Source organism: Paenibacillus paeoniae, assembly GCF_003388735.1.
Classification (GTDB): domain Bacteria; phylum Bacillota; class Bacilli; order Paenibacillales; family Paenibacillaceae; genus Pristimantibacillus; species Pristimantibacillus paeoniae.
This window is the reverse complement of the sequence record NZ_QUBQ01000001.1, coordinates 854,589-874,321: the sequence shown is the minus strand read 5'-3', so window position 1 is coordinate 874,321 and position 19,733 is coordinate 854,589. Positions and strand designations below refer to the sequence as shown.

Here is a 19,733-nt window from a genome sequence, read left to right as displayed (position 1 = left end):
AAGCAGAAACGATAACTAAGTCGAACAATTTATTTACAAGATGGCTGCATCGCACCCGTATCATTTTATCCTAGCTCTCCCAAATTCTCTCCACTTCGACCAAAATATTACCATTAAATACCATCTTATAAATATCTGGCTTGGATAACTTCAACAAAAAGTCAAGATTGTATTGTTTGTGATAATATCCCAATATCAACGTCATTATAGCTCCATGTGTTCCAACAGCAATTTTCTTTCCTTTGTTGGAGCTTATAATTTTATTCATAGAATTTATTGCTCTAGTCTGGCAATCTTTATTAGATTCTCCTCCTGGGCCAGCGAAATTGAAATCATCATATAATTTAATTAATAGTGGCACCAGCTCATCATCTGGCATTCGTGTTTCACTATTTGAAAAAACCTGTTCTTTGAGTTCTTCTAATGTTGTAACTATATGGCCTGTAGAGGAGGCCATAGCTTCAATTGTTATGATTGCGCGTCGATAGGGACTAGAAACATAAACTTCAATACCCTCATCCTTCAACAGTTCCGTTACTTCTTTAACGTCGGCCAGACCTTTTTCTGTTAAACCTCTCGTTATTTCTATTCCTTCCGTCTTAGGTGAGTCAGCGTGCCTTACTAAATAATTACTGTTTGCATATGTACCTCCATTGTATTATATCACTGCTCAAAACCATTCTATGAAACTGCTCCTGCAACACTATGCTCCTTATCAAACAACGATGCATATAATCCACCTTTCGATAGAATGTCATCATGTTTACCGTACTCCACAATTGTTCCATCTTGCATGACATAAATGACATCAGCATTTTGTATTGTGGATAATCGATGTGCAATTATAATTGTTGTCAATCCATTGCGGGCCTCATCTACCGCATGTTGAAGCATTCTTTCGGTCTCTAAATCCAAGGCACTAGTTGCCTCATCCAAAATCAGAATTTCTGGAGTTCCCAGCAAGGCACGAGCGATGGCCAGTCTTTGCCGCTGCCCTCCCGACAATGTGATGCCTCTTTCGCCTATCTCCGTGTCCAACCCCTCCGGTAAACTATCGATTAAGGATTTAATTTGAGCCGTCTCGCACGCGGCATAAATTTGCTCTTCACTCAAATGTTCTCTGCCCATTAGCAAATTCATTCGAATAGAGTCTGGGAAAAAATAAGGTTCTTGAAACACAATATTGACGCGTCTCGACCAATCGCTGCGCTGAATGTCTTGAAGCGGTTCTCCGTTAATTAATATTTCGCCGTGTTGAAGTGGATAAAAACGTACAAGTAATTGGGCAATCGTAGATTTCCCGCCGCCGCTTGAGCCTACAAACGCAATTTTTTGACCCGCCGGTATATGGATGGATAAATCCTTCAGGACGAGCGGCAAATCTTCTCCATACCGGAAGCTTACCTGGTCAAATGAAATAGATGCAATAGGCCCCTGAAGCTGCTCCTTCCCTTCTTCCCATGTTTCATGCTCCAATACTCTCTTCAATCGTTCCACCGAGGCCATTCTGCCCGAGATTTGCATCGCAAAATTAAACAATCCCTGTGCCGCTGTCATAAACTGAATCGCAAACTGAAACAACACTACAAATGTACCTATCGACATCGAGTTGTTCACAACGAGCAAGCCGCCAACGGCTAAAACAGCCAGTGTCACAATCCAGCGAAGCGGATCACTAAGCAGCAGCTGCTTGCTCAGCAGCTTGCCTTCCCTTATGACAGCGCTAAAATATTTCTTGTAAAAGGCGGCAAACTTGCGCTCCTCCCAGTCCAGCCTATGAAAAGCGATCACTTCCCGCGTAGACGACACACTCTCCTCAATATGAACTTGCAAATCAGAGCCTCGGTTCCGCACTTCCATTGCTGCCTTTTGCACTTTAGGACCGAAGTATCGCGCAAGCCAAATATAAATGGCGCTGACAGCCAGAATTAAAAGCAAAATAACGGGACTTGCCCAGCCGATGAAAGCGCCGATGGCAATTAAACTGACCCCATGTTGGATTCCCTGCGGAATAAAACCGGGGACGATGGCCGACACAATCTCGATATCTCCGGAAAAATGATTGACCAGCTTGCCTGTCCGTTCCTTTTGCAGCTTGCTCGTCGGCCATGCGTGAAGCTTCTGCATGATTTGTCTAGATAACTTGCGAAATAATTGAAAGGAGCTGTCATCCAAATATTTTGCGGCGATGGCATGAAAGGAATTGAAAATAATTAAACATAACGTAAATATGGAAAGATACAAGACAGCCCTGTCATAGTTTCCAGCTATAAAAACATCGTCAATAATCCACTTTTGGACGCCTGTCATTCCGAGATTAGCTATAATTTTTATCGTAAATAAAATAAGTCCTATTCCGATACCGACGCGCACCCACGAAATCATCACTAGCAGCCATCTGAAATTACTCATGGGCGGCCTCCATTCCGCTGCCTTGTAGGAGCCGGTAAAACAATTGATGTCTCGCTACCAGTTGCTCATAACTTCCTTGCTCAGCATTGCTGCCCTCATGAATAACCACTAGCCGGTCAAAATGTTTCACAGTAGACAGACGATGTGCGACTGCAATCGTCGTTCTTCCCGCCAGCAATGAATCAAGTGCCTTCTGCACTTCATTTTCACTTACATTGTCCAAGGCGCTGGTCGCTTCATCCAATAACACAATAGCCGGATTTTTAATAAACATGCGAGCAATCGCGATTCGCTGTTTTTGGCCGCCCGACAACACGATTCCCCTCTCACCGACTACAGTGTCGTACCCGTTAGGCAACTGCATAATAAAATCATGAGCGTACGCAGCTTTGGCCGCCGCGACAACTTCATTTTCCGATGCGTCAGGATGGCCAAACAACAGGTTTTCTCGAACTGTCCCGCCGAATAGATAAGTCTCTTGAAACACAAAGCCGATCGAAGAACGAAGTTGCGAGAAGGAATAATCCTTAAGCGGAATGCCATCTAAATAGATTTCTCCCTGATCCGGGTCGTAAAATCTGCAAATGAGCTTTAACAGCGTAGATTTCCCGCCGCCGCTCGTCCCTACCAGCGCAACCTTTTCCCCAGCCTTAATATTTAGAGAAAACTGTTGAACGACATTAGGACGGTTCGGATAACTAAAGCTTACATTTTGAAACTCAAACTGGCCTTTTATATCAGGATTAAAGATCGTATGACTTTTTTCCTGTACCTGAGGTTCCTTTTGCATGAAATGATAGATGGTCTCAAGCTGCTGCAATAATAACCGCTGTTCGGTCGTTAAGGTGACCACTACCGTCAATACGCGGATAACTTGAAAGTAGAGAATAGAGTATGCAACAAACTCTCCCACGGTCAGAAGGGTATGCTGCACCAGCCATATGCCGTTGGCAAAAATAGCGACTGCTCCCAAGCCGATTGTAATTCTCCTCACCGTTCCCCGGGCATATGCATAAAAATTACGTTTTAATTGCGTTCCATGAAGAACTGCAATTTGATGAATCAATCGGTCAATGCTCCATTTGCTTGCCCCAAAAGCACGCACCTCATGAATCGCGGCAACACTGTCATACGTCCCTTTGTTGGCCAATTGACGTTCTTTATTGACTTGCTTGGTCCATGTCGCGGCCTTTTTCTCAAAATAAGGTCCAACCAGATAATAGAGAAGGAAAAAAGGAATGATCCAGACGCTAAGCCGCCACGAAAGGGTGATCACAAAAGCCAGCATAATAAACAGCGAGATCGTATGACGAATTAGCTCCGGCGTATATTGCCGAATAATCCGTTGTGCAGCAGCCAGTTCCGTATGGAATAGTCCAATCGTTTCACCGACGGGCTTTTGCTCGAAAAAGGCAAAACCCAGCTTGCGGAGCTGACGAAACATGTTCAGCATGAGATCCTTGGAGGCAAGCTCCACGACTTTGCGTGACAACATCGTACTCCATGCCTGAGCAAGCAGCATAACTACTACCAACAAGCCAAGAAATAACAGGCTCCATAAAAAGGTGTCCATCATTTTGTTCGGAACTATGCGGTCAACAAAATACTGAACGTATTTAGTAATCGACAACTCAACAGAAGTAATGATGAGCCCGCATCCGATAAATAGCAGCATTTGCTTCCAATAGTGTAATAAATACGATAGAATCCACCGGTAAATGGACATGGAACACCCCTTTAACTATAATGTAGAACTATCCATTTATAGAATCTTATCATAATTTTATCCATAAAACAGCAATGGTGCGAGAGGTGTTTTTAGGCCTTCAATATTAGATTATAGGCGTGTTTCGGCTCAGAAATCGCAAATAAAGACAGCAAATCAAGTAGCGAATAAAGAGGGATAACTATTACGTAGGCAATCCATTATTCGATTTAATTTTTTGTGATTCTTCAAAGGAAAATGGACTTTTTTGGAGAATATACAAGTGTCCTTACTTCCTTTGAATGTTTTAAGGCTTGGACAACTTGAACGTGCAAAAAAGGCCAAAACACTTCATCGAGAAGCAATGTTGCTATCGAACGAAGTATATGAAGATCTACGTCCAGCTACCATTGGAAAAGGCATATCCCTATTTAACATTTCAATCTAGTAAATCCACTGTTGGCGGATTCGACATTTCAGGAAAAGATGCCCATATGGAAAATATGGTAACTGCTGAGACGCATACTGTTGTTAACTTCTGTAACTTCCTTAAATTTTGCAAATAATGTACGAGTTATCACATCTTGTCTACACTTTAAAACGAAAGCAACTTTCATCATAATCTTATCAAAACGACAAATACCAATTTCAATGAAATTGTGTTAGGTGAGGAAGATCGCATATGGACAGAGACTTTAAATATTTTATTGATCTATACGGTGCCGCTGGTGCAAGAGAAAAATTCGAAGATGCTTGCTATACAATGTTAAAAAGAAAATTACCCAATGAGTATATCCAAAAAGTACGTGAAAATCCGGGTGATGAGGGTATTGATATTTTCATAGGTGATTTCAACGAACACATCGACGTGTATCAGTGTAAATTCTTTATGAATAAAATTGATTACAAACAAATAAACAACTCTTTTAAAAGAGCTGTTTCATCCTCATTTTATAAAATGAAAACATGGACATTAGTAATTCCTAAAATAATGGATATTAAAGAAACAAAACAATGGTCAACTTGGAAACAAGAAAAAGAAAAGCTTCACTCCGTTAAAATCATACTAATAGATTCAGCAGAGATTATTGTAACTATGAAAGAACTCAACATATATAACGAGATCTTTCAATTAACTCATTGGATTCAAATCGAACAGATACATAAAACAATAGTTGGCACATCCGAAACATCATTACATGAGAAAGTCGATTTCATATTGAACAAAATAATAAACTACATTGAAATTCGTATCAACGTTTTCAAAAAATTATATGACAATTCATATGATTTAAAAAAATACTTCTATCAATCAGGCTTACGTAGTTTTAGCGAATTGTTTCAAAAGGAAGAAATTCAATTACAATTTTTATTTGAACAAATAAATGACTTGATTGATGAAATTAAAAATCACAATTTCGAACTCGGATATCTATGCAATCAATTTATCTTCATTCAGAAAATATACATTGATAAAATAGAGGAAGATCTGCGTTATTCAGACGAATACCTGCTTAGTATGAAATCATCTATCTTCCAGGTTTCGCTTCGTAAAATCATTTGGGAATTACAATCTGAATATAAAAAGATTAATAATCATATCAGAAAAAATGAAAGTACAACTCTCCTATCTTTTCATGAATTTGATCCTAGAAATACAATCATTGCATACCATACAAAAGAAGAAGTCCTAAAATTACTAGCCGTTCATATCATCTCACTTAAAAAAGCAGTCAGTTCTGAACGATTCGAAATTTTTTACGGAAAAGAAGACAAATTAGCAATTGATTTTTCAACTTTTAACGAAGAGACACTATATCTAACCAGCTCTAAAACTCCTTATCCAACAAGCATGAATAAACTTATAAAATATATTGATAATCAACATTCGAAAATAAATGAACTTGGTCAGTTTTCATTTATGCTGCATGCTTGTAATATTGTATTTCTTGAAGAAATAGATTTCAAATCGATTGAAAAATTAATGCTCCTTAAAAATAAGGCGAATATAAAGTTTCATTTTTTCATAAAAGCATCTCGCTTAGAAAATTTCACAAAAAAGCTGCAAAACAACAACTTCCATTATCGAATTATTACACAGTATGAATATGAAAATAATATATCTCTATACAAAAATAATATTGACTTATTATTAGACAACATTCATATGAATTTGTCAGATACACTAGACACCATATCGATGGCAGATGGTTCTGTTTTCACTACAAATGGCAGTTCATTTATCATTCGAAAAACAAAATAAAACTTATCCTCATTTATTTTCCAGTCTATGCTCTTAAATATAATGTGTCATTAAAATAAATGAAAACACCAACTTTCCACACGAAAGTTGGTGTTTTCATTAGTAATCGGATACTTCTTTAAAGAAATATACTCCTTCTTAAAAACAAATCGCATTGTTCATCTTTAATACTTTAAGCAACGTTCATTCATTCTTTTAATTACACTTACTAAACCCGCAACTCACACACTGCTTGCAGCCCTCCAGATTGATCAGCGTTGCGGAACCGCAGGACGGACAAAGATCGATTTCTTGATAGGGGTTGCTTAATTCCAGTTCTACCTGTTCCACAATCTCGACCGGCCCAGAATGTGCCTCCTGCTCATTGTTGCTCGCTTCCAGCTTTACCGGGGCCAGCGACTCTAGGCCAACGGCCACGCCGTCCCCATGCAGCTCCAGCGCTTTCGCAACCGCATCGGCAATCGACTCTACACGGTTTTGCCCGAAGCCGATCGCTCCTGTGCCGCCAATGCCCTTCAAATGTTTGATCAGGAGGCGTACTTTATCGCCATGGTCTCCGTAGCGAAGGAACAACGAGCACACTCGTCCAAGCGCCTCCGCCATCGCGAACACATCGGAACCCGCTTTGCCAACGTTTAGGAAGATTTCCGCAGGCGATCCGTTGAGATCGTTAATGGTAATATAGGCCATACCGAACGGTGTGTTCATCTTATAAGTCGCTCCCCGCAGCACGTCTGGCCGCTTCTTATATGGTCTATCTAGCTCTAGGGATACGTTCGCTTTAATGATTGTTGGCAATGATTCAGTCGAAAGCGTCGCTTCTTGCACCACCCTCAGCACCTCTTTCGGGGCATGATCGGTATCCGATGCTGATACGGCTTCACTCGGCAAGCTGTCCTCTGCCAACGATGTTTTTTCGGCTATTGTTTGAGCCGACTCAACCTGCTCTTGCTTCTCCTCAGTGCTCTTCTCCGTAGTAGACAGCACCTGCACATCCCTGCTGCCGTCCCGGTAGATCGTCACGCCCTTGCAGCCCAGCTCATAAGCAAGCTCATACAGCCGTTCCGTCTCTTCTATCGTAAAATCCGCAGGACAGTTGGCCGTCTTGGAGATGGAACTATCCACCCAGCGCTGGATAGCGGCTTGGGTACGAATGTGGTTTTCGGCGGATAATTGCATCGCCGTCACATAATAGTCCGGCAATTCCGCACCGGGATGTGCATCCTTCCACTCCTGTGCAATAGGGACAAGCTGCTTGTCAAAGCCAAGCCGGCTCTGACGGAAATATTCAAAGGCAAAGTACGGTTCAATCCCCGTTGACGTGCCGACCATTGTTCCGGTGCTGCCCGTAGGCGCTTGTGTAATGATCGTAACGTTACGAATGCCGTTCCTCCCAATAGCTTCGCCTACTTCGGGATAGGCCTTGATCATTTCTTTCATGAAGCCGCTCTGAACATATTTCTCCCGATCAAAAGCAGGGAATGATCCTTTCTCCGACGCAATCCGCGTCGATGCCAGATATGCTTCTTTCGCCATAAAGCCATACAGCTTATCCAGAAAGACCAGCGATTCCTCACTACCGTACCGAATCTCTAGCTTGATCAGCAGCTCTGCCAATCCCATCGTGCCTAGACCGATACGTCTCTCCTTTTTCTGATTCTGCTCGTTCTCTTCGAAGTGGTATGGCGTTTTGTCGATGACATTATCGAGGAACCTGACCGACCACTGTGTGATCTTGCCCAGCTCTGCCCAATCGACATCCCGTTTCCCCGCATCGTAAAACTTCGACAGATTAATAGAGGACAAGTTGCATACGCCCCAGCCCGGCAAGCCTTGTTCGCCGCAAGGATTAGTCGAAACAATGGGATTGAAATACCAGCTGTTGGACATCTTGTTGTAGCGCTCCAGAAAAACAACGCCAGGCTCTGCCGACTTCCATGCCGATTTAATGATTCGGTGCCAGATGTCCTTCGCTTTCAGCTTCTTGTACGTCAACACATTTTTGCCCAGGCTACGCCACGCCTCCATATCTCCCGTCCATACTTCGTCATAATCCGGGTCCTTCGTATCCGGAAATACAAGCTCCCAATCCAGATCACGCTTAACTGCATCCATAAAGACGTCGCTCAAGCATACAGACAGGTTGGCGTTAGTCAATTCCCCCATTGTTTCCTTCACCGTTATAAATTCAAGAATATCGGGATGCCAATCGTTCAGCATGAGCATTAGTGCACCACGGCGGCTTCCTCCTTGTTCAATAAGCCCTGTCGTGTAGCTGAACAAGCCACCCCAGGAGACCGATCCGCTGGAGCTGCCATTAACTCCGGCTACTACAGCCCTTCGAGGTCTCAATGAAGAAAGGTTCATACCGACCCCGCCGCCTCGTGACATTATTTCCGTCATGTCTGTGAGTGTCCGCATAATGCCGCCCCGGCTATCCTTAGGCGAAGGAACCACATAGCAATTGAACAACGTCAACTCGTCGCTCGCTCCGGCTCCTGCTGCGATTCGGCCGCCCGGCACCAGCTTCCAGTCGTTCAATAGTTCACGAAATTTCCGCTCCCACTCCACACGCTTGGGGGGCGTCCGCTCTACAGAAGCCATAGCCTCCGCAAGCCGGTCCCACATTTGCTCCGGCGACAGCTCGATCGGATGGGTGAGTCGTCCGATCGTGGTTTTCACCAATTCCTCGTCACCAGCGCGGACAATTACCTCCTCTCCATCGCGGCTAACGACCTCGCCTACCTCCTTGACTGGAAACTTGGCATCGTCCTTCATCAGGGCAAGCACGATGTCCCCAGCCTTCACACGCCGTGCGTCCGCATGCTTGCGCGCATAGCGGTCCAAAAAGATTTTTTCGCTCAAACCCGTTAATCTTCGCATCCCGATTCTCTCCCTTCACTCCATTGAATCGCACCAAAAATCAACATATTGTATGTATATGCTATTATAACACACTACATATAGATAATGATTTGTCAGAACCGTGAATCTTATTAATATGTCTCCAGAAGGCTATACTAATGACAACTTATCCCTGCAACTAGCGAAAGGAGCACTACGATGACATCCGACAATAAGACGCAGAACGCTTCGGACAACGGGCAGACCTTTACAAAACGTAAGCTGCATCCTCATGTAGACTTGCAAATAGACCGCTCGTGGTTTGACGAGCTTCAACATCGTTTAAGCCGCAATGGCCCTTGGGATGATTGGACGCTCTATCAGCTTGCTATGGAAGCAGAGCAGGCGAAGCGGGTTGAGAGCTTCGAGCAGTTGCAATGTCTGCGTACGCTGCCTTCCTTTGAACCGATGCCTCATCAAATCGGAACAGCCAGCAAAGTGCTTCATGAGATGGGCGGCCGAGCGATCCTTGCTGATGAAGTAGGTCTTGGCAAGACGATCGAAGCCGGCTTGGTGCTAAAAGAATATATGGTGCGCGGACTCGTCAAGCGGGCTCTTATCCTGGTTCCCGCCTCACTAGTGCTCCAATGGGTGAGAGAGCTGAATCAGAAGTTCGGCATATCCGCCGTTGCCCAGAAGAAAGAGCATACGTGGGGTTATGATGTTGTCGTCGCCTCCATGGACACCGCCAAGCGGGAGCCGCACCGGGAGCGTGTGCTCGGTACTGACTACGATCTGATTATTATCGACGAGGCCCATAAGCTGAAAAACAAAAAAACGACCAATTATCAGTTTGCCACCCAACTGCGTAAAAAATATTGCCTGCTCCTGACGGCAACGCCGATTCAAAACGATCTGGACGAATTGTACAACCTGATTACGCTGCTAAAACCTGGCCAACTTGGCGGTCAAAGCGACTTTGCAGCGAATTTCGTTGTAGACAAGCGACTTCCGAAAAATGAAGATCAGCTGCAGGAAGCGCTGTCCTCTGTCATGATTCGCAATCGCAGAGGCGACGGAGGCATTCATTTTACGAAGCGGTTCGTGAAGAACATTCCGCTCAATCTCTCACCCGAAGAGAAAGCGTTGTATGACGCAGTAACCGGCTTCGTCAAGGAACGATACGACGAAAGCGGCGGCGACCTGACCAGCATGCTATCGCTCGTTACGCTGCAACGGGAAGTATGCAGCAGCAGAGACGCTGTATTTCTTACCTTAGTTAATCTATTCAAGAAAACGACTGAAGACTCTCCCCTCCGCCCGAAGATTTGGGAGCTGGTAGAGAAGATTAAAGGCATTACCGCCAATACGAAGGCCGAAAAAGCAATGGAACTCGTGAAAGAAATGAACGACAAGGTCATCATTTTTACAGAATATAGGGCTACTCAGGAATATTTGCTGCAATTTTTCCGAGCCCATAACATGATGGCCGTTCCCTATCGAGGCGGCATGAATCGGGGCAAAAAAGATTGGATGATGGACCTCTTTCGCGGCCGCGCTCAAATCTTGATCGCGACAGAGGCTGGCGGCGAAGGCATCAACCTGCAATTTTGCCACCATATGATCAACTTCGATCTGCCGTGGAACCCGATGCGGGTGGAGCAGCGGATCGGCCGCGTTCATCGGCTCGGTCAAACCGAGGACGTCAAGATCTATAACCTGTGCACGCTGGGCACCATCGAAGAGCATATCGTCAATCTGCTGCATGAGAAAATTAATTTGTTCGAGCTGGTCATTGGTGAGCTAGATCATATTCTGGAGAAGCTGGAGGGCGGCGAATCCTTAGAGCAGCGTCTGGCCAAGGTGCTGCTACAGTCCGGCAATGATCAGGATCTGAAGCGTCAGTTGAATACGCTAGGCAGCTCGATCAGCCAAATTCGCAATGAAGTGAAGTCATCCGGAAGCAACCCATATTCCCCAGGTCCCGATCTTCTGGTGAAAATGGACAGGCTGGGACAGTCCGTGGAGGTGAAGCCATGAACACCAAGCAAATTCATAAGTTTGTCAACCGGTATCTGGAAGCTACCGATTGCTCCATTATTGAGAAGTCGCCCGCTCACTTTACCGTCAAGCTGTCGCCGAATGCCGACCGTGAGCTGACGAATCGTCCCTACTACTGGAGCTTTGTCGACCGCGTAGGCGCCGAACCCGAGACGATGACCTTCCTATTCGTAACGGACAAAGAGAAGTATGAATCTGGGTTGCAGACTGACCCTGATCCAGCCAAGCCGGAAGCGCCGGATAGCCAAGCCTCGGCAGCCGATGCCGCTCTTGTCCGCTCTTTCGGCTTTATTAACAGTTCAGTCAATGCGCCTAGAGTTCCAAGACAAGATGTCTACTTCGGCTCCCAGCGGCTGGAGCAGCTGTTCGGAGCCGCGAAGTCTCACGGAAGCTTCGTCTATCTGTTCCAGGAATCGGATAAGCGCGGGGGAAGCCCCTTCAGCTCCACGCCGTACACCGCATGGTTAGGGGTCAATATAAAAGTAGAATTCGCCTGCGACCGCAAGCGCGAAGAAATCCATAGCTTTGGCGTTTCGCTTGTGACCGGCTACTGTACGGATCACTTCCACGATCGGCTGCTGGAGATACGGCTAACTCCGCGCTTACCGGCCAATATTCACGTGGCCAAAAACGGTATTTCATATGCCAAAGCACAGGCTATTATCGAGCAGGCGCTTGAGCGCAAACTGAAGGCCTATGACTATACATGGGCAGGAGATGCTGCTTCCAGGCTTCAAGAGGAGTTGGACCGGATCGACACCTATTACAAGACGCTTCTGCAGCATGCGACGGACGAGAATAAGCCTGCCATTCAAGAACAGTACGAGCAGCGGCAAGCGGAAACCCGTTGGCAATATGAGCCTAGAGTGACGGCTTCCGCCATTAACTGCGGTGTTTTTCATTTGGAGGGAATCGATTGAATAGAAAGGGACGGGAATCGCAGCTTTGCGGCAAAAAAACCTCAATTATTCACTCCGTTTCGCCGACAGGTTGCAACAGCCTTCTTCGAGCCTGTCCGTTACACTGATGAAGAGGTGATAAACAAAATGTCAAAATTCGTATGTAAGCCGTGGATCGCTGTCCTGCTTCTTGTGACATGCCTAACCGTAGTATTCGGACATTTTCAAGTCCATGCTTTAACAGCCGGGCAACCATTGGATGCTTCTGATTCGGCCGTCCAGAAGCAAGCAAAAAGCTGGGTGGACGAGCTATCGACAAAGCCGGGTTACAAAACTTGGAGAGGAACAAACATAACGATGTCTCCTCTCGGACCGGGCATGCATAGCTGGCTTGCTATTGTTCAAAATAAAGCCAAAGAACCCGTCGGTTATCTGGTCATTCATGCAGTTGAGCAAGGCGGTTTCCAGCTTGGTGAATATGGAACAGGCCCTTACCCTCTGTTCAATGAACAATCGCTGCAGCTCTCGCTGCTGCAGCTTGAACTTATAAATAAACAGACTAAAGCAGAAAGAGTCTATTCAAGTCCGCTTCACGCTGCATGGCGAATTTCATCCAAGTCGATTGTGCATTATGCCGATGCCGTATCTGGTGAGCAGTTGCCCATCAGCAAAGATGACGAATGGAATGAACCTAAAGATGAAGCTAACGTACCGTCAGGTTTGACCGATTCAGGTGCAAAGATCAATAACTCCACAGTTATCCCTGCATTTAACCCCTATGGCCGTCTGCCTTGGCTGACAAAAGCACCTTTTGCTATTAGTGATAAAAATTACTCATCCCTACTGAAGTTAATAACGGACAAGAAGGAAATTCGGTATACGTCTGAGTCCTTTGAAGGAAAGCTGCTTCAGGTGTGGTCGATCGTGGGATTTGATACATGGGAAGGCGGCCAAATCTATATTGCCTTAGGCAAGGATGAAGATGATGACCGCCGTTATATGCCGATTGATCTTCTTTCGAAGCAAGGAAAGTTTTATCGTTAAGGGTTGCGCTGCGTACGGCTTCTGCCGCGCCACCAAATCAGCAAGCCAGCAGGTCCCCATCCGAACCAGCGCGTCAGCCAAGGCTCTCTTAATGCTTTGGCTGTTGTTCTTGCTTGCTTCCGATCCTCAGCAGGCGTTTCCATATATTGAACCAATTGCTCGGTCATATATTTGACCAGATCATTGCCTCCCGCCATCGTTCTCACCTCCTGTAATTGTCTTGCTATTTAAAGCTTTCCCCATTCTTTTTGCCCCTAACCATGTATGAGTTTACCTTGAAGAAGCCACGCTAACGGAGGAACCAGCCTAATGGAGTACGGTCGATACGGGTAAATTTGAAGCATGCGGGAGGCTGCAAGGATGAATCGTTTGCTTGTCATCAGTTTAATTGCGCTATTTGGCGCAGTATTAGGGAATGCCCATACCGTATGGGCATCAGGGGATGCATGGACGGAACAATTCGATGAAGAGCAGAACTGGACCCTTCCGCATACGACGGTCATCATTGACGTTGGCCACGGTGGCATAGACGGCGGCGCATCACATGGCGCAACCTTGGAGAAGGACATTAATCTTGTCATTGCGAGCAAGCTGTACCTGATCCTAAGAAGTCAAGGCGTTCCCGCCATTATGAACCGTACAGGTGACTACGCGCTCAGCGAAGAAAATAGATGGCATAACACCCGCTCCCGTCATCGAAAGGATCTGTCCCAGCGCAGACAATTGACCGAAGAAATCGGAAGCGAATTGTTAGTCAGCCTTCATGTGAATGCCGCGCGCAATCATTCAAAACGCGGACCGCTTGTCCTGCATCAAGAAGCCGGAGAAAGCGCCTTGCTGGCTTTCTGCCTGCAAGACGCGCTGAATAGGCAACAAGCGGCGGCAACCCTGCCTCGGCTTGGAGAGCCGTTTTATTTGTTGCGACGTGTCGACCAGCCTTCTGTCATCATAGAGATGGGCTTTATTAGCAATGCAGAAGACAGAGCTATGCTGACGGATGCCGCCAAGCAAAATGAAATTGCCCATGCGATCGCCTCAGGGATTCGGCAGTATAAATGGATCGCTCATTGAACCCTGTACCATATCGGACAGCTTGACGAAGTCCGCAATGTCCTTCATGCCAGGAATGGATTGTTTCAACACAGAGGCCGTTTTCTTGCCTGGCGGCCCGACATGACCAATTGTGACGGCGCTATCGTGCGTTTCCAGATGTTTGCGCAAAAGGGATACCTGTTTTGAGATATGCTGTTCGGTATACACATCGTCCAGAAACACATCATTAGACAACAATGTAATTCCGACCTCCTTAGCTATCTTGGGTACAACCGTTTTATATGTGGTCCGGCTGTCGAGGAAAAACAATCCCCTTTCCTTGCATACGGTCAGCACAACACGCATGAGTCGCTCATCCGCCGTAATTTTAGAACCCATATGATTGTTCATGCCGATGGCGTGAGGCACATTGTCAATGGCCTCCTCCACTCGCTTACGAACTTCAACATCGCTCAGGTCGGCAGTAATCGCGCCGGGCCCCAGCCATTTTTTATTTCCTTTATTTGGCTCCATCGGCATATGAACAATGACATCATGTCCCCGTTCATGCGCAGCCTCCGCATCTTGTTGAGTCGTCGGCATGAACGGCATGACCGCAACTGTAATGTTCACTGGAAGCTTCAGCATTTCTTCCGTGCCGGGCATCCCATTGCCGAAGTCATCGATTACAATCGCCAGGGTGCGGCTGTCTACAGCTTTGATCTCAGTCCCCAACATTCCTTGTATAACGGAAGTATTGGCCATAACTGGCACTGTCGGCAAGGCCACAAGCATTAATAAGCTGATGCTGCACTTCATCATCAAGCTTGCGGAAAACCTCTGTTTCGATTTCCCGCTGCTCCGATTCATTTTCATGGATTAGACTCCTGTTCTGTCAGTGTACGTTCCAAGACGTCTCGCTTATTATTTCCTCTACAGGTACATATTATGAAAACCGGAATTCTGTATCATGGATGTTATCGCTGCTACTATATAAACCTTTCACCTCTTATTCTTCTATATCCCTATGAAAGATCGATATATTCATTGACTATTTTTGAATTATTTGCTAAATTTATAGTGAAGGTGACAGCGTTTTCATCTGAATTGCTGGCCAGCATCCGTCTAGACATCCCCTTCAGAAAATCCAATTCGAAAGGAAGATGATGGATGAGAACGAAACGAGCTATGCTTACCATGCTAGCAGTCATTATGGCCTTAATATTTACTGTCCCTGCATCCGCTTCGACCCCTGCGCTGCAATATCCTTATGGCTATACGCTTGTAGGCGGCGGTGATCTTACGATTACAGGATACGCTACACGCGGCGCTTACCCGGGCAATAATGACGTATTGCTGTACAAAGGCAGCGCATTGCACAGTAAGAGAGATATGTTTGGAATCGGTCATTTCAGCCATACGTATTATAACTTGCCGGCAGGCACCTATTATTTCTTCTTCCCTGGCAACCCATGGTCGATATCCGACGTTACCTTTACGTTTCACTAATATTTGAACATCGCCCGGGCATTGCTTTTGTCCCGGGCTTTTTTCCATCTAAATCTCGCTTCTTGCTATAAAGTTCTCAACTATTTTTCGCTATCAGGAAATAAATGCTTGACCCTCACATGTCTATTATGGTAAGATCATTTTCGTTGACGTCAAAGATATGCGGTCGTGGCGGAATTGGCAGACGCGCTAGATTCAGGTTCTAGTGGTGTAACAGCCGTGGAGGTTCGAGTCCTCTCGACCGCACCATATCGTCCTTAACAGGTTCCCAATCATATGATGGGGAGCCTTTTTTGTTTTATGAAATTAGAAGCTGCTGCTTATATTACAAGAATTCTAACTACTCACTCGACAAACACAAAGAAGGTGCTCATTCATTTAGCACCTTCCGTCCCTGTGCTCGTCATATGGCAGGGGGCCATATCGGTTGTACGACAAATAGCGCACACTTCAAGGCTGACAACGACCGGGGTTGCCTCGCCTTGAAGCTTGCGCTTGTTCCGTGATCGTACTCATACTCTTGCTTATTCGCCGCAGCTATTCTCCGTAACGCTCCAGCACCCGATAGATGGCATCCGTGCCGAAGCTGATGGCTTCCACCGGTACACGTTCATCTGCCGCATGAATGAGTTTGGTAAACTGCAGTTCCTTGGGAAGCCGCATCGGGAGAAACCCGTAGGTTTGAATACCTAGCTTGGCAAACAATCTACCGTCCGTCCCTCCAGGAAGCAGCATAGGTACCGGGACAGCCTCTTGGTCAGCTTCCTTCAGCACTTCGGACAATAACCCGAACATGCCCATATCAGGAGCGGCTGCACAGGGGTCATGCCGAATCATTTCAAGTTGGATAGAGTTATCTATCATATGCTCATGCAGCTCTTCGATGAATTGCTCTGGAGTTACGCCCGGCAACGTTCTACCGTCCAACTCGACGACAATTTCGCTGGGATGAACATTAATCTTCTCCCCTCCGCGAACAACGGTCGCGCTGACTGTATTGCGAAGAAGCGGAGCGAACGTATTCCCTTTCTCCCCCAGCAGCTTCAAAATGACATTGCCCAGCCGTGGGCGCAGCAGCCCCTTCAACAGCAATGACGGCAGGAGCGGCAATGCAGCAGCCATGCCATCAATCATAGATTTGGCTGCCGGGTGGGGGCGAATCGGGAGCTTGTTCTGACTTAGCGACTGGAGCATCCGGCTCAGCTGCCCCATACAATCGACGCCCGACTTGCCCATGGAGCCATGCCCTCCCTCCCCATGAATTGTCGCTTTCAGCCAGCAAAGCTGCTTCTCCGCCACCATGACAGGATAGAAGGTTTTCCCCAGCGCATGGAAAGAAAAGCCGCCAAATTCACCGATCGCATATTGAACTCCCTCGAAATAATCGGCATGCTGTTGAACAAGAAAGGAGGCGCCATATTCGCCTCCGGCCTCCTCATCGCTAACAATCGCCAGAATGAGGTCGCCGCGCAGTGGCAGCTCCTTTATATGCGCGCGGAGAAAGGCGGACACCAACATGGCTACGCCGCCTTTCATATCCAGACTGCCGCGCCCCCATACAAATCCGTCATGGATTTCGCCTCCGAACGGATCCCGGCTCCACACTTGCTTATCGACACCGACGACGTCCACATGGCCGTACAGCAGCAGTGGAGGGGCTTCTCCGCTGCCCTTCAGTCTAGCCAGCAGATTGGGCCTGCCCGGATCAAGCGCTTCGATCCGCGTCTCGATGCCCGCACCCTCCAGCAATTGCCGGATATACATGATGCATGCGGCTTCCTCTCCTGGCGGATTAGTCGTATTATATCGAATCAGTTTTTGCAGGATTTCTACGGGAGAAGGCAGCGATGCGTTACCATCGCCGACATCCTGTTCCAGACATTCGTGTGCATGCTGATTAACCATCCCGCAGCTCCTTTCTATTGAAGACTGTCTGCATATTCCCGATTATATGGGGCTGCGCCGGGCAAGCTGTCCAATCCGAACTCGGTACGTAAACCTTCGAAGCGACGCTCCTTCTCTTCGACGGGCGCGCCTTTCGTCTGAAATACCGACTCCAGCATCGCCAACGCTTGCTTCACATGCTCCTCAGAGACTTGCTCTCCCGACTCCCGGAGTTGATCGATCAGCCTTTGAACCCCTCGATAAGGGACAGAGACCCCTTGCTCATACTCCACCTGATTCCAGTTGCGATTGCGAATACAGGTGGCTATCGCCAGACAGCGATTGAGCAGTTCAATCGTATAACGGCCGGCTGGTTCCGATTGCCTGCTCATAGTCAACACATGGACTTCGTCCTCCCTATCGTCCAATGCGAACACACTGAGATGATCCCGCTGTGCCAATCTTTTTAACACATTGCCTGGCCCAATCTCCACTGCAGTGGTGATGTTGTCGGTTTTTAGATACCGGATGACCGCCGTCCAATTGACAGGATCCGTAAGTCCTCTTGCCAGCAGCTCCGCAATCTCGCCCGCATCCTTATAGGGCATCCCCGTCAAGGAAGAAACAACGGGAAAGCTCAGTTCTCCGTAAGCAATTCGGCTAAGTTCCTCGGCAAACTGTGCCGCCGCAGGCGCCATTAACGGACTATGGAACGGAGCGCTTACCTGGAGTGGTATAACGGAAGCACCCTGCAGGGCTAACCTCTGGGATGCTTGTCTAACGGCCTCTTTATGACCGGAAATAACCGTTTGCTGCTCTGAATTGATATTCGATACGACAACGACATGGTTCCCGTCCGTGCAGCTAGCGCTTGCTTCCAGACATGCCAACGCAACAACAGTAGGGCTTAACCCATTCACGGCAGCCATCGCACCTATGCCCGATGCCGCCGCACCTTGCATCAGCTCGCCGCGCTTGTGCACAAGTCTGAGCGCATCAGGGAATGCAATCGCTCCCGAGCAGGTTAAAGCCGTAATCTCGCCCAGACTGTGTCCGGCTGCAATCGCGGGAACGTAGCCCCACTCACGGCTGTAGACCCGGTACATGGCCACGCCTAGCGCCAGAATAGCCGGCTGGGCATTCTCTGTCTTGGTCAGTTCGGTCATCGGCCCTTCAAACATCAGCCCGCTCAGATTCCGTCCAAGCGCCTCGTTTGCTTCCTCCAAGGTGTCTTTGACTATCTCATACCGCTCGCTGTGCGCTTTTCCCATTCCGACGCGCTGCGAGCCCTGACCGGGAAACCATATCGCATGTTTGTCCAGCATCATCCGTCACGCTCCTCCATGGGTCAGATTAAGGCAGGTACTTCCGTCAACGTTTTATTAATGAGCGACACGACATCCTTTTCTTGCTCGTGCACAAAAAAATGTCCGCCTTCAAACAGAACCCGATCGCAGCCACCTGTCGCGTATGGCTCCCATTCACTTAATAAGCCTTTTACGGTACTGTCTTCTTTGCCACTAAGAATCGTCAGTCTGAGCGGTAATGGCTTCCGTTTCTGAGGTTCGTATTCTCCAACCAGCTTGAAGTCGGCTCTTAAGATCGGCAGAAAGAGATTCAACAGCTCCCGATGCTGGAACAACTCCGCCGGCATCCCGCCAAGCCCCTTCACCTCATCCAAAAACTTATCATCCGGCAGCTCATGAAGACGGCGTTGCTGCTCAAGCTCGCAGTGCGGTGCACCTCTGCCTGAGAGGAAAGCCGCGATGGGCAGCGGCACTTTTTCCTCTATCAACGCATGGAGCAGCTCATATACAAGCAAGCTTCCCATACTGTGGCCGAACAAAGCATACGGTTCAGGGCGGGATGCCGCCTCTCTCACCATAGGCATTAAATCTTGTACCGCTTCAGTTGTATTTCTGTAGAACGGCTGTCCCATACGGCTTCCTCTGCCCGCCAGCTCGGCCGGAACCAGACGCAAGGAAGGATGAAGCTTTCCTGTCCAGCGTTTGTAGACTTGAGCGGAACCTCCTGCATAGGGTACACAAATTAAAGTTGCCATCATAACGCCCGCCTTTCG

At 47.1% G+C, this 19,733-nt stretch carries 14 protein-coding genes, 1 tRNA gene and 1 pseudogene; 7 read left to right on the top strand and 9 right to left on the bottom strand.

From position 1 onward, the window contains the following. Positions 1 to 70: 70 nt before the first annotated feature. The 3 genes and pseudogenes from DX130_RS03825 to DX130_RS03815 all read right to left on the bottom strand — a co-directional run. A pseudogene (locus DX130_RS03825) lies at positions 71 to 628 on the bottom strand (histidine phosphatase family protein); the annotation flags it as partial. 53 nt (positions 629 to 681) lie between these two features. Further along, a complete protein-coding gene (locus DX130_RS03820) occupies positions 682 to 2,412 on the bottom strand; it encodes an ABC transporter ATP-binding protein (protein WP_116042965.1) in 1,731 nt (576 codons plus the stop codon). Next, positions 2,405 to 4,138, bottom strand: coding sequence for an ABC transporter ATP-binding protein (locus DX130_RS03815; RefSeq protein ID WP_116042964.1), 1,734 nt, complete (start codon positions 4,136 to 4,138; stop codon positions 2,405 to 2,407). The genes DX130_RS03820 and DX130_RS03815 overlap by 8 nt, the downstream gene beginning before the upstream one ends. A gap of 661 nt (positions 4,139 to 4,799) precedes the next feature. Between DX130_RS03815 and DX130_RS03810 the strand changes: the two genes are divergently transcribed. Continuing rightward, positions 4,800 to 6,380, top strand: a complete 1,581-nt coding sequence (locus DX130_RS03810; RefSeq protein WP_116042962.1) for a hypothetical protein — start codon at positions 4,800 to 4,802, stop codon at positions 6,378 to 6,380. Between the two features lie 195 nt (positions 6,381 to 6,575). Here DX130_RS03810 and DX130_RS03805 read toward each other — a convergent pair whose 3' ends face one another. Further along, the gene (locus DX130_RS03805; protein ID WP_116042960.1) at positions 6,576 to 9,263 is read right to left on the bottom strand and encodes an adenosylcobalamin-dependent ribonucleoside-diphosphate reductase; all 2,688 of its coding nucleotides are present in this window, start codon (positions 9,261 to 9,263) and stop codon (positions 6,576 to 6,578) included. Positions 9,264 to 9,443: 180 nt separating this feature from the next. Between DX130_RS03805 and DX130_RS03800 the strand changes: the two genes are divergently transcribed. The 3 genes from DX130_RS03800 to DX130_RS03790 all read left to right on the top strand — a co-directional run bounded on the left by DX130_RS03800 (position 9,444) and on the right by DX130_RS03790 (position 13,228). Next, positions 9,444 to 11,264 (top strand): DEAD/DEAH box helicase, encoded by a 1,821-nt coding sequence (locus tag DX130_RS03800; protein ID WP_116042959.1) that lies wholly within the window; start codon positions 9,444 to 9,446, stop codon positions 11,262 to 11,264. Next, positions 11,261 to 12,205, top strand: a complete 945-nt coding sequence (locus DX130_RS03795) for a YqhG family protein (protein WP_116042957.1) — start codon at positions 11,261 to 11,263, stop codon at positions 12,203 to 12,205. The genes DX130_RS03800 and DX130_RS03795 overlap by 4 nt, the downstream gene beginning before the upstream one ends. 126 nt (positions 12,206 to 12,331) lie before the next feature. Continuing rightward, positions 12,332 to 13,228: a hypothetical protein gene (locus tag DX130_RS03790; RefSeq protein ID WP_116042955.1), complete on the top strand. Its 897-nt coding sequence runs from the start codon at positions 12,332 to 12,334 to the stop codon at positions 13,226 to 13,228. On the opposite strand, the gene DX130_RS03785 is transcribed toward DX130_RS03790, so the two are convergent. Then, positions 13,225 to 13,425 (bottom strand): YqzE family protein, encoded by a 201-nt coding sequence (locus DX130_RS03785; protein WP_116042954.1) that lies wholly within the window; start codon positions 13,423 to 13,425, stop codon positions 13,225 to 13,227. The genes DX130_RS03790 and DX130_RS03785 overlap by 4 nt on opposite strands. A gap of 163 nt (positions 13,426 to 13,588) precedes the next feature. On the opposite strand from DX130_RS03785, the gene DX130_RS03780 reads away from it, so the two are divergent. Then, the gene (locus DX130_RS03780) at positions 13,589 to 14,299 is read left to right on the top strand and encodes an N-acetylmuramoyl-L-alanine amidase family protein (RefSeq protein WP_240644310.1); all 711 of its coding nucleotides are present in this window, start codon (positions 13,589 to 13,591) and stop codon (positions 14,297 to 14,299) included. On the opposite strand, the gene DX130_RS03775 is transcribed toward DX130_RS03780, so the two are convergent. Next, the gene (locus tag DX130_RS03775) at positions 14,264 to 15,055 is read right to left on the bottom strand and encodes a divergent polysaccharide deacetylase family protein (protein ID WP_420818512.1); all 792 of its coding nucleotides are present in this window, start codon (positions 15,053 to 15,055) and stop codon (positions 14,264 to 14,266) included. The two genes, DX130_RS03780 and DX130_RS03775, sit on opposite strands and share 36 nt — an antisense overlap. Positions 15,056 to 15,430: 375 nt before the next feature. On the opposite strand from DX130_RS03775, the gene DX130_RS03770 reads away from it, so the two are divergent. Next, positions 15,431 to 15,769 carry a hypothetical protein gene (locus DX130_RS03770; RefSeq protein ID WP_116042950.1) on the top strand — a complete coding sequence of 113 codons (339 nt, stop codon included), beginning with the start codon at positions 15,431 to 15,433 and terminating at the stop codon, positions 15,767 to 15,769. Between the two features lie 162 nt (positions 15,770 to 15,931). Beyond that, positions 15,932 to 16,018: transfer RNA gene (locus DX130_RS03765), tRNA-Leu, on the top strand. A 288-nt stretch (positions 16,019 to 16,306) separates the two neighbouring features. Here the strand turns inward: DX130_RS03765 and DX130_RS03760 are convergent. The 3 genes from DX130_RS03760 to DX130_RS03750 are packed head-to-tail and all read right to left on the bottom strand — an operon-like array spanning position 16,307 to position 19,718. Next, complete coding sequence (locus DX130_RS03760; RefSeq protein WP_116042948.1) at positions 16,307 to 17,674, bottom strand: M20/M25/M40 family metallo-hydrolase; 1,368 nt, start codon at positions 17,672 to 17,674, stop codon at positions 16,307 to 16,309. A gap of 14 nt (positions 17,675 to 17,688) precedes the next feature. Next, complete coding sequence (gene fabD, locus DX130_RS03755; protein ID WP_240644309.1) at positions 17,689 to 18,981, bottom strand: ACP S-malonyltransferase; 1,293 nt, start codon at positions 18,979 to 18,981, stop codon at positions 17,689 to 17,691. A gap of 20 nt (positions 18,982 to 19,001) precedes the next feature. Further along, positions 19,002 to 19,718 carry a thioesterase II family protein gene (locus DX130_RS03750; protein ID WP_240644308.1) on the bottom strand — a complete coding sequence of 239 codons (717 nt, stop codon included), beginning with the start codon at positions 19,716 to 19,718 and terminating at the stop codon, positions 19,002 to 19,004. Positions 19,719 to 19,733: the final 15 nt, after the last annotated feature.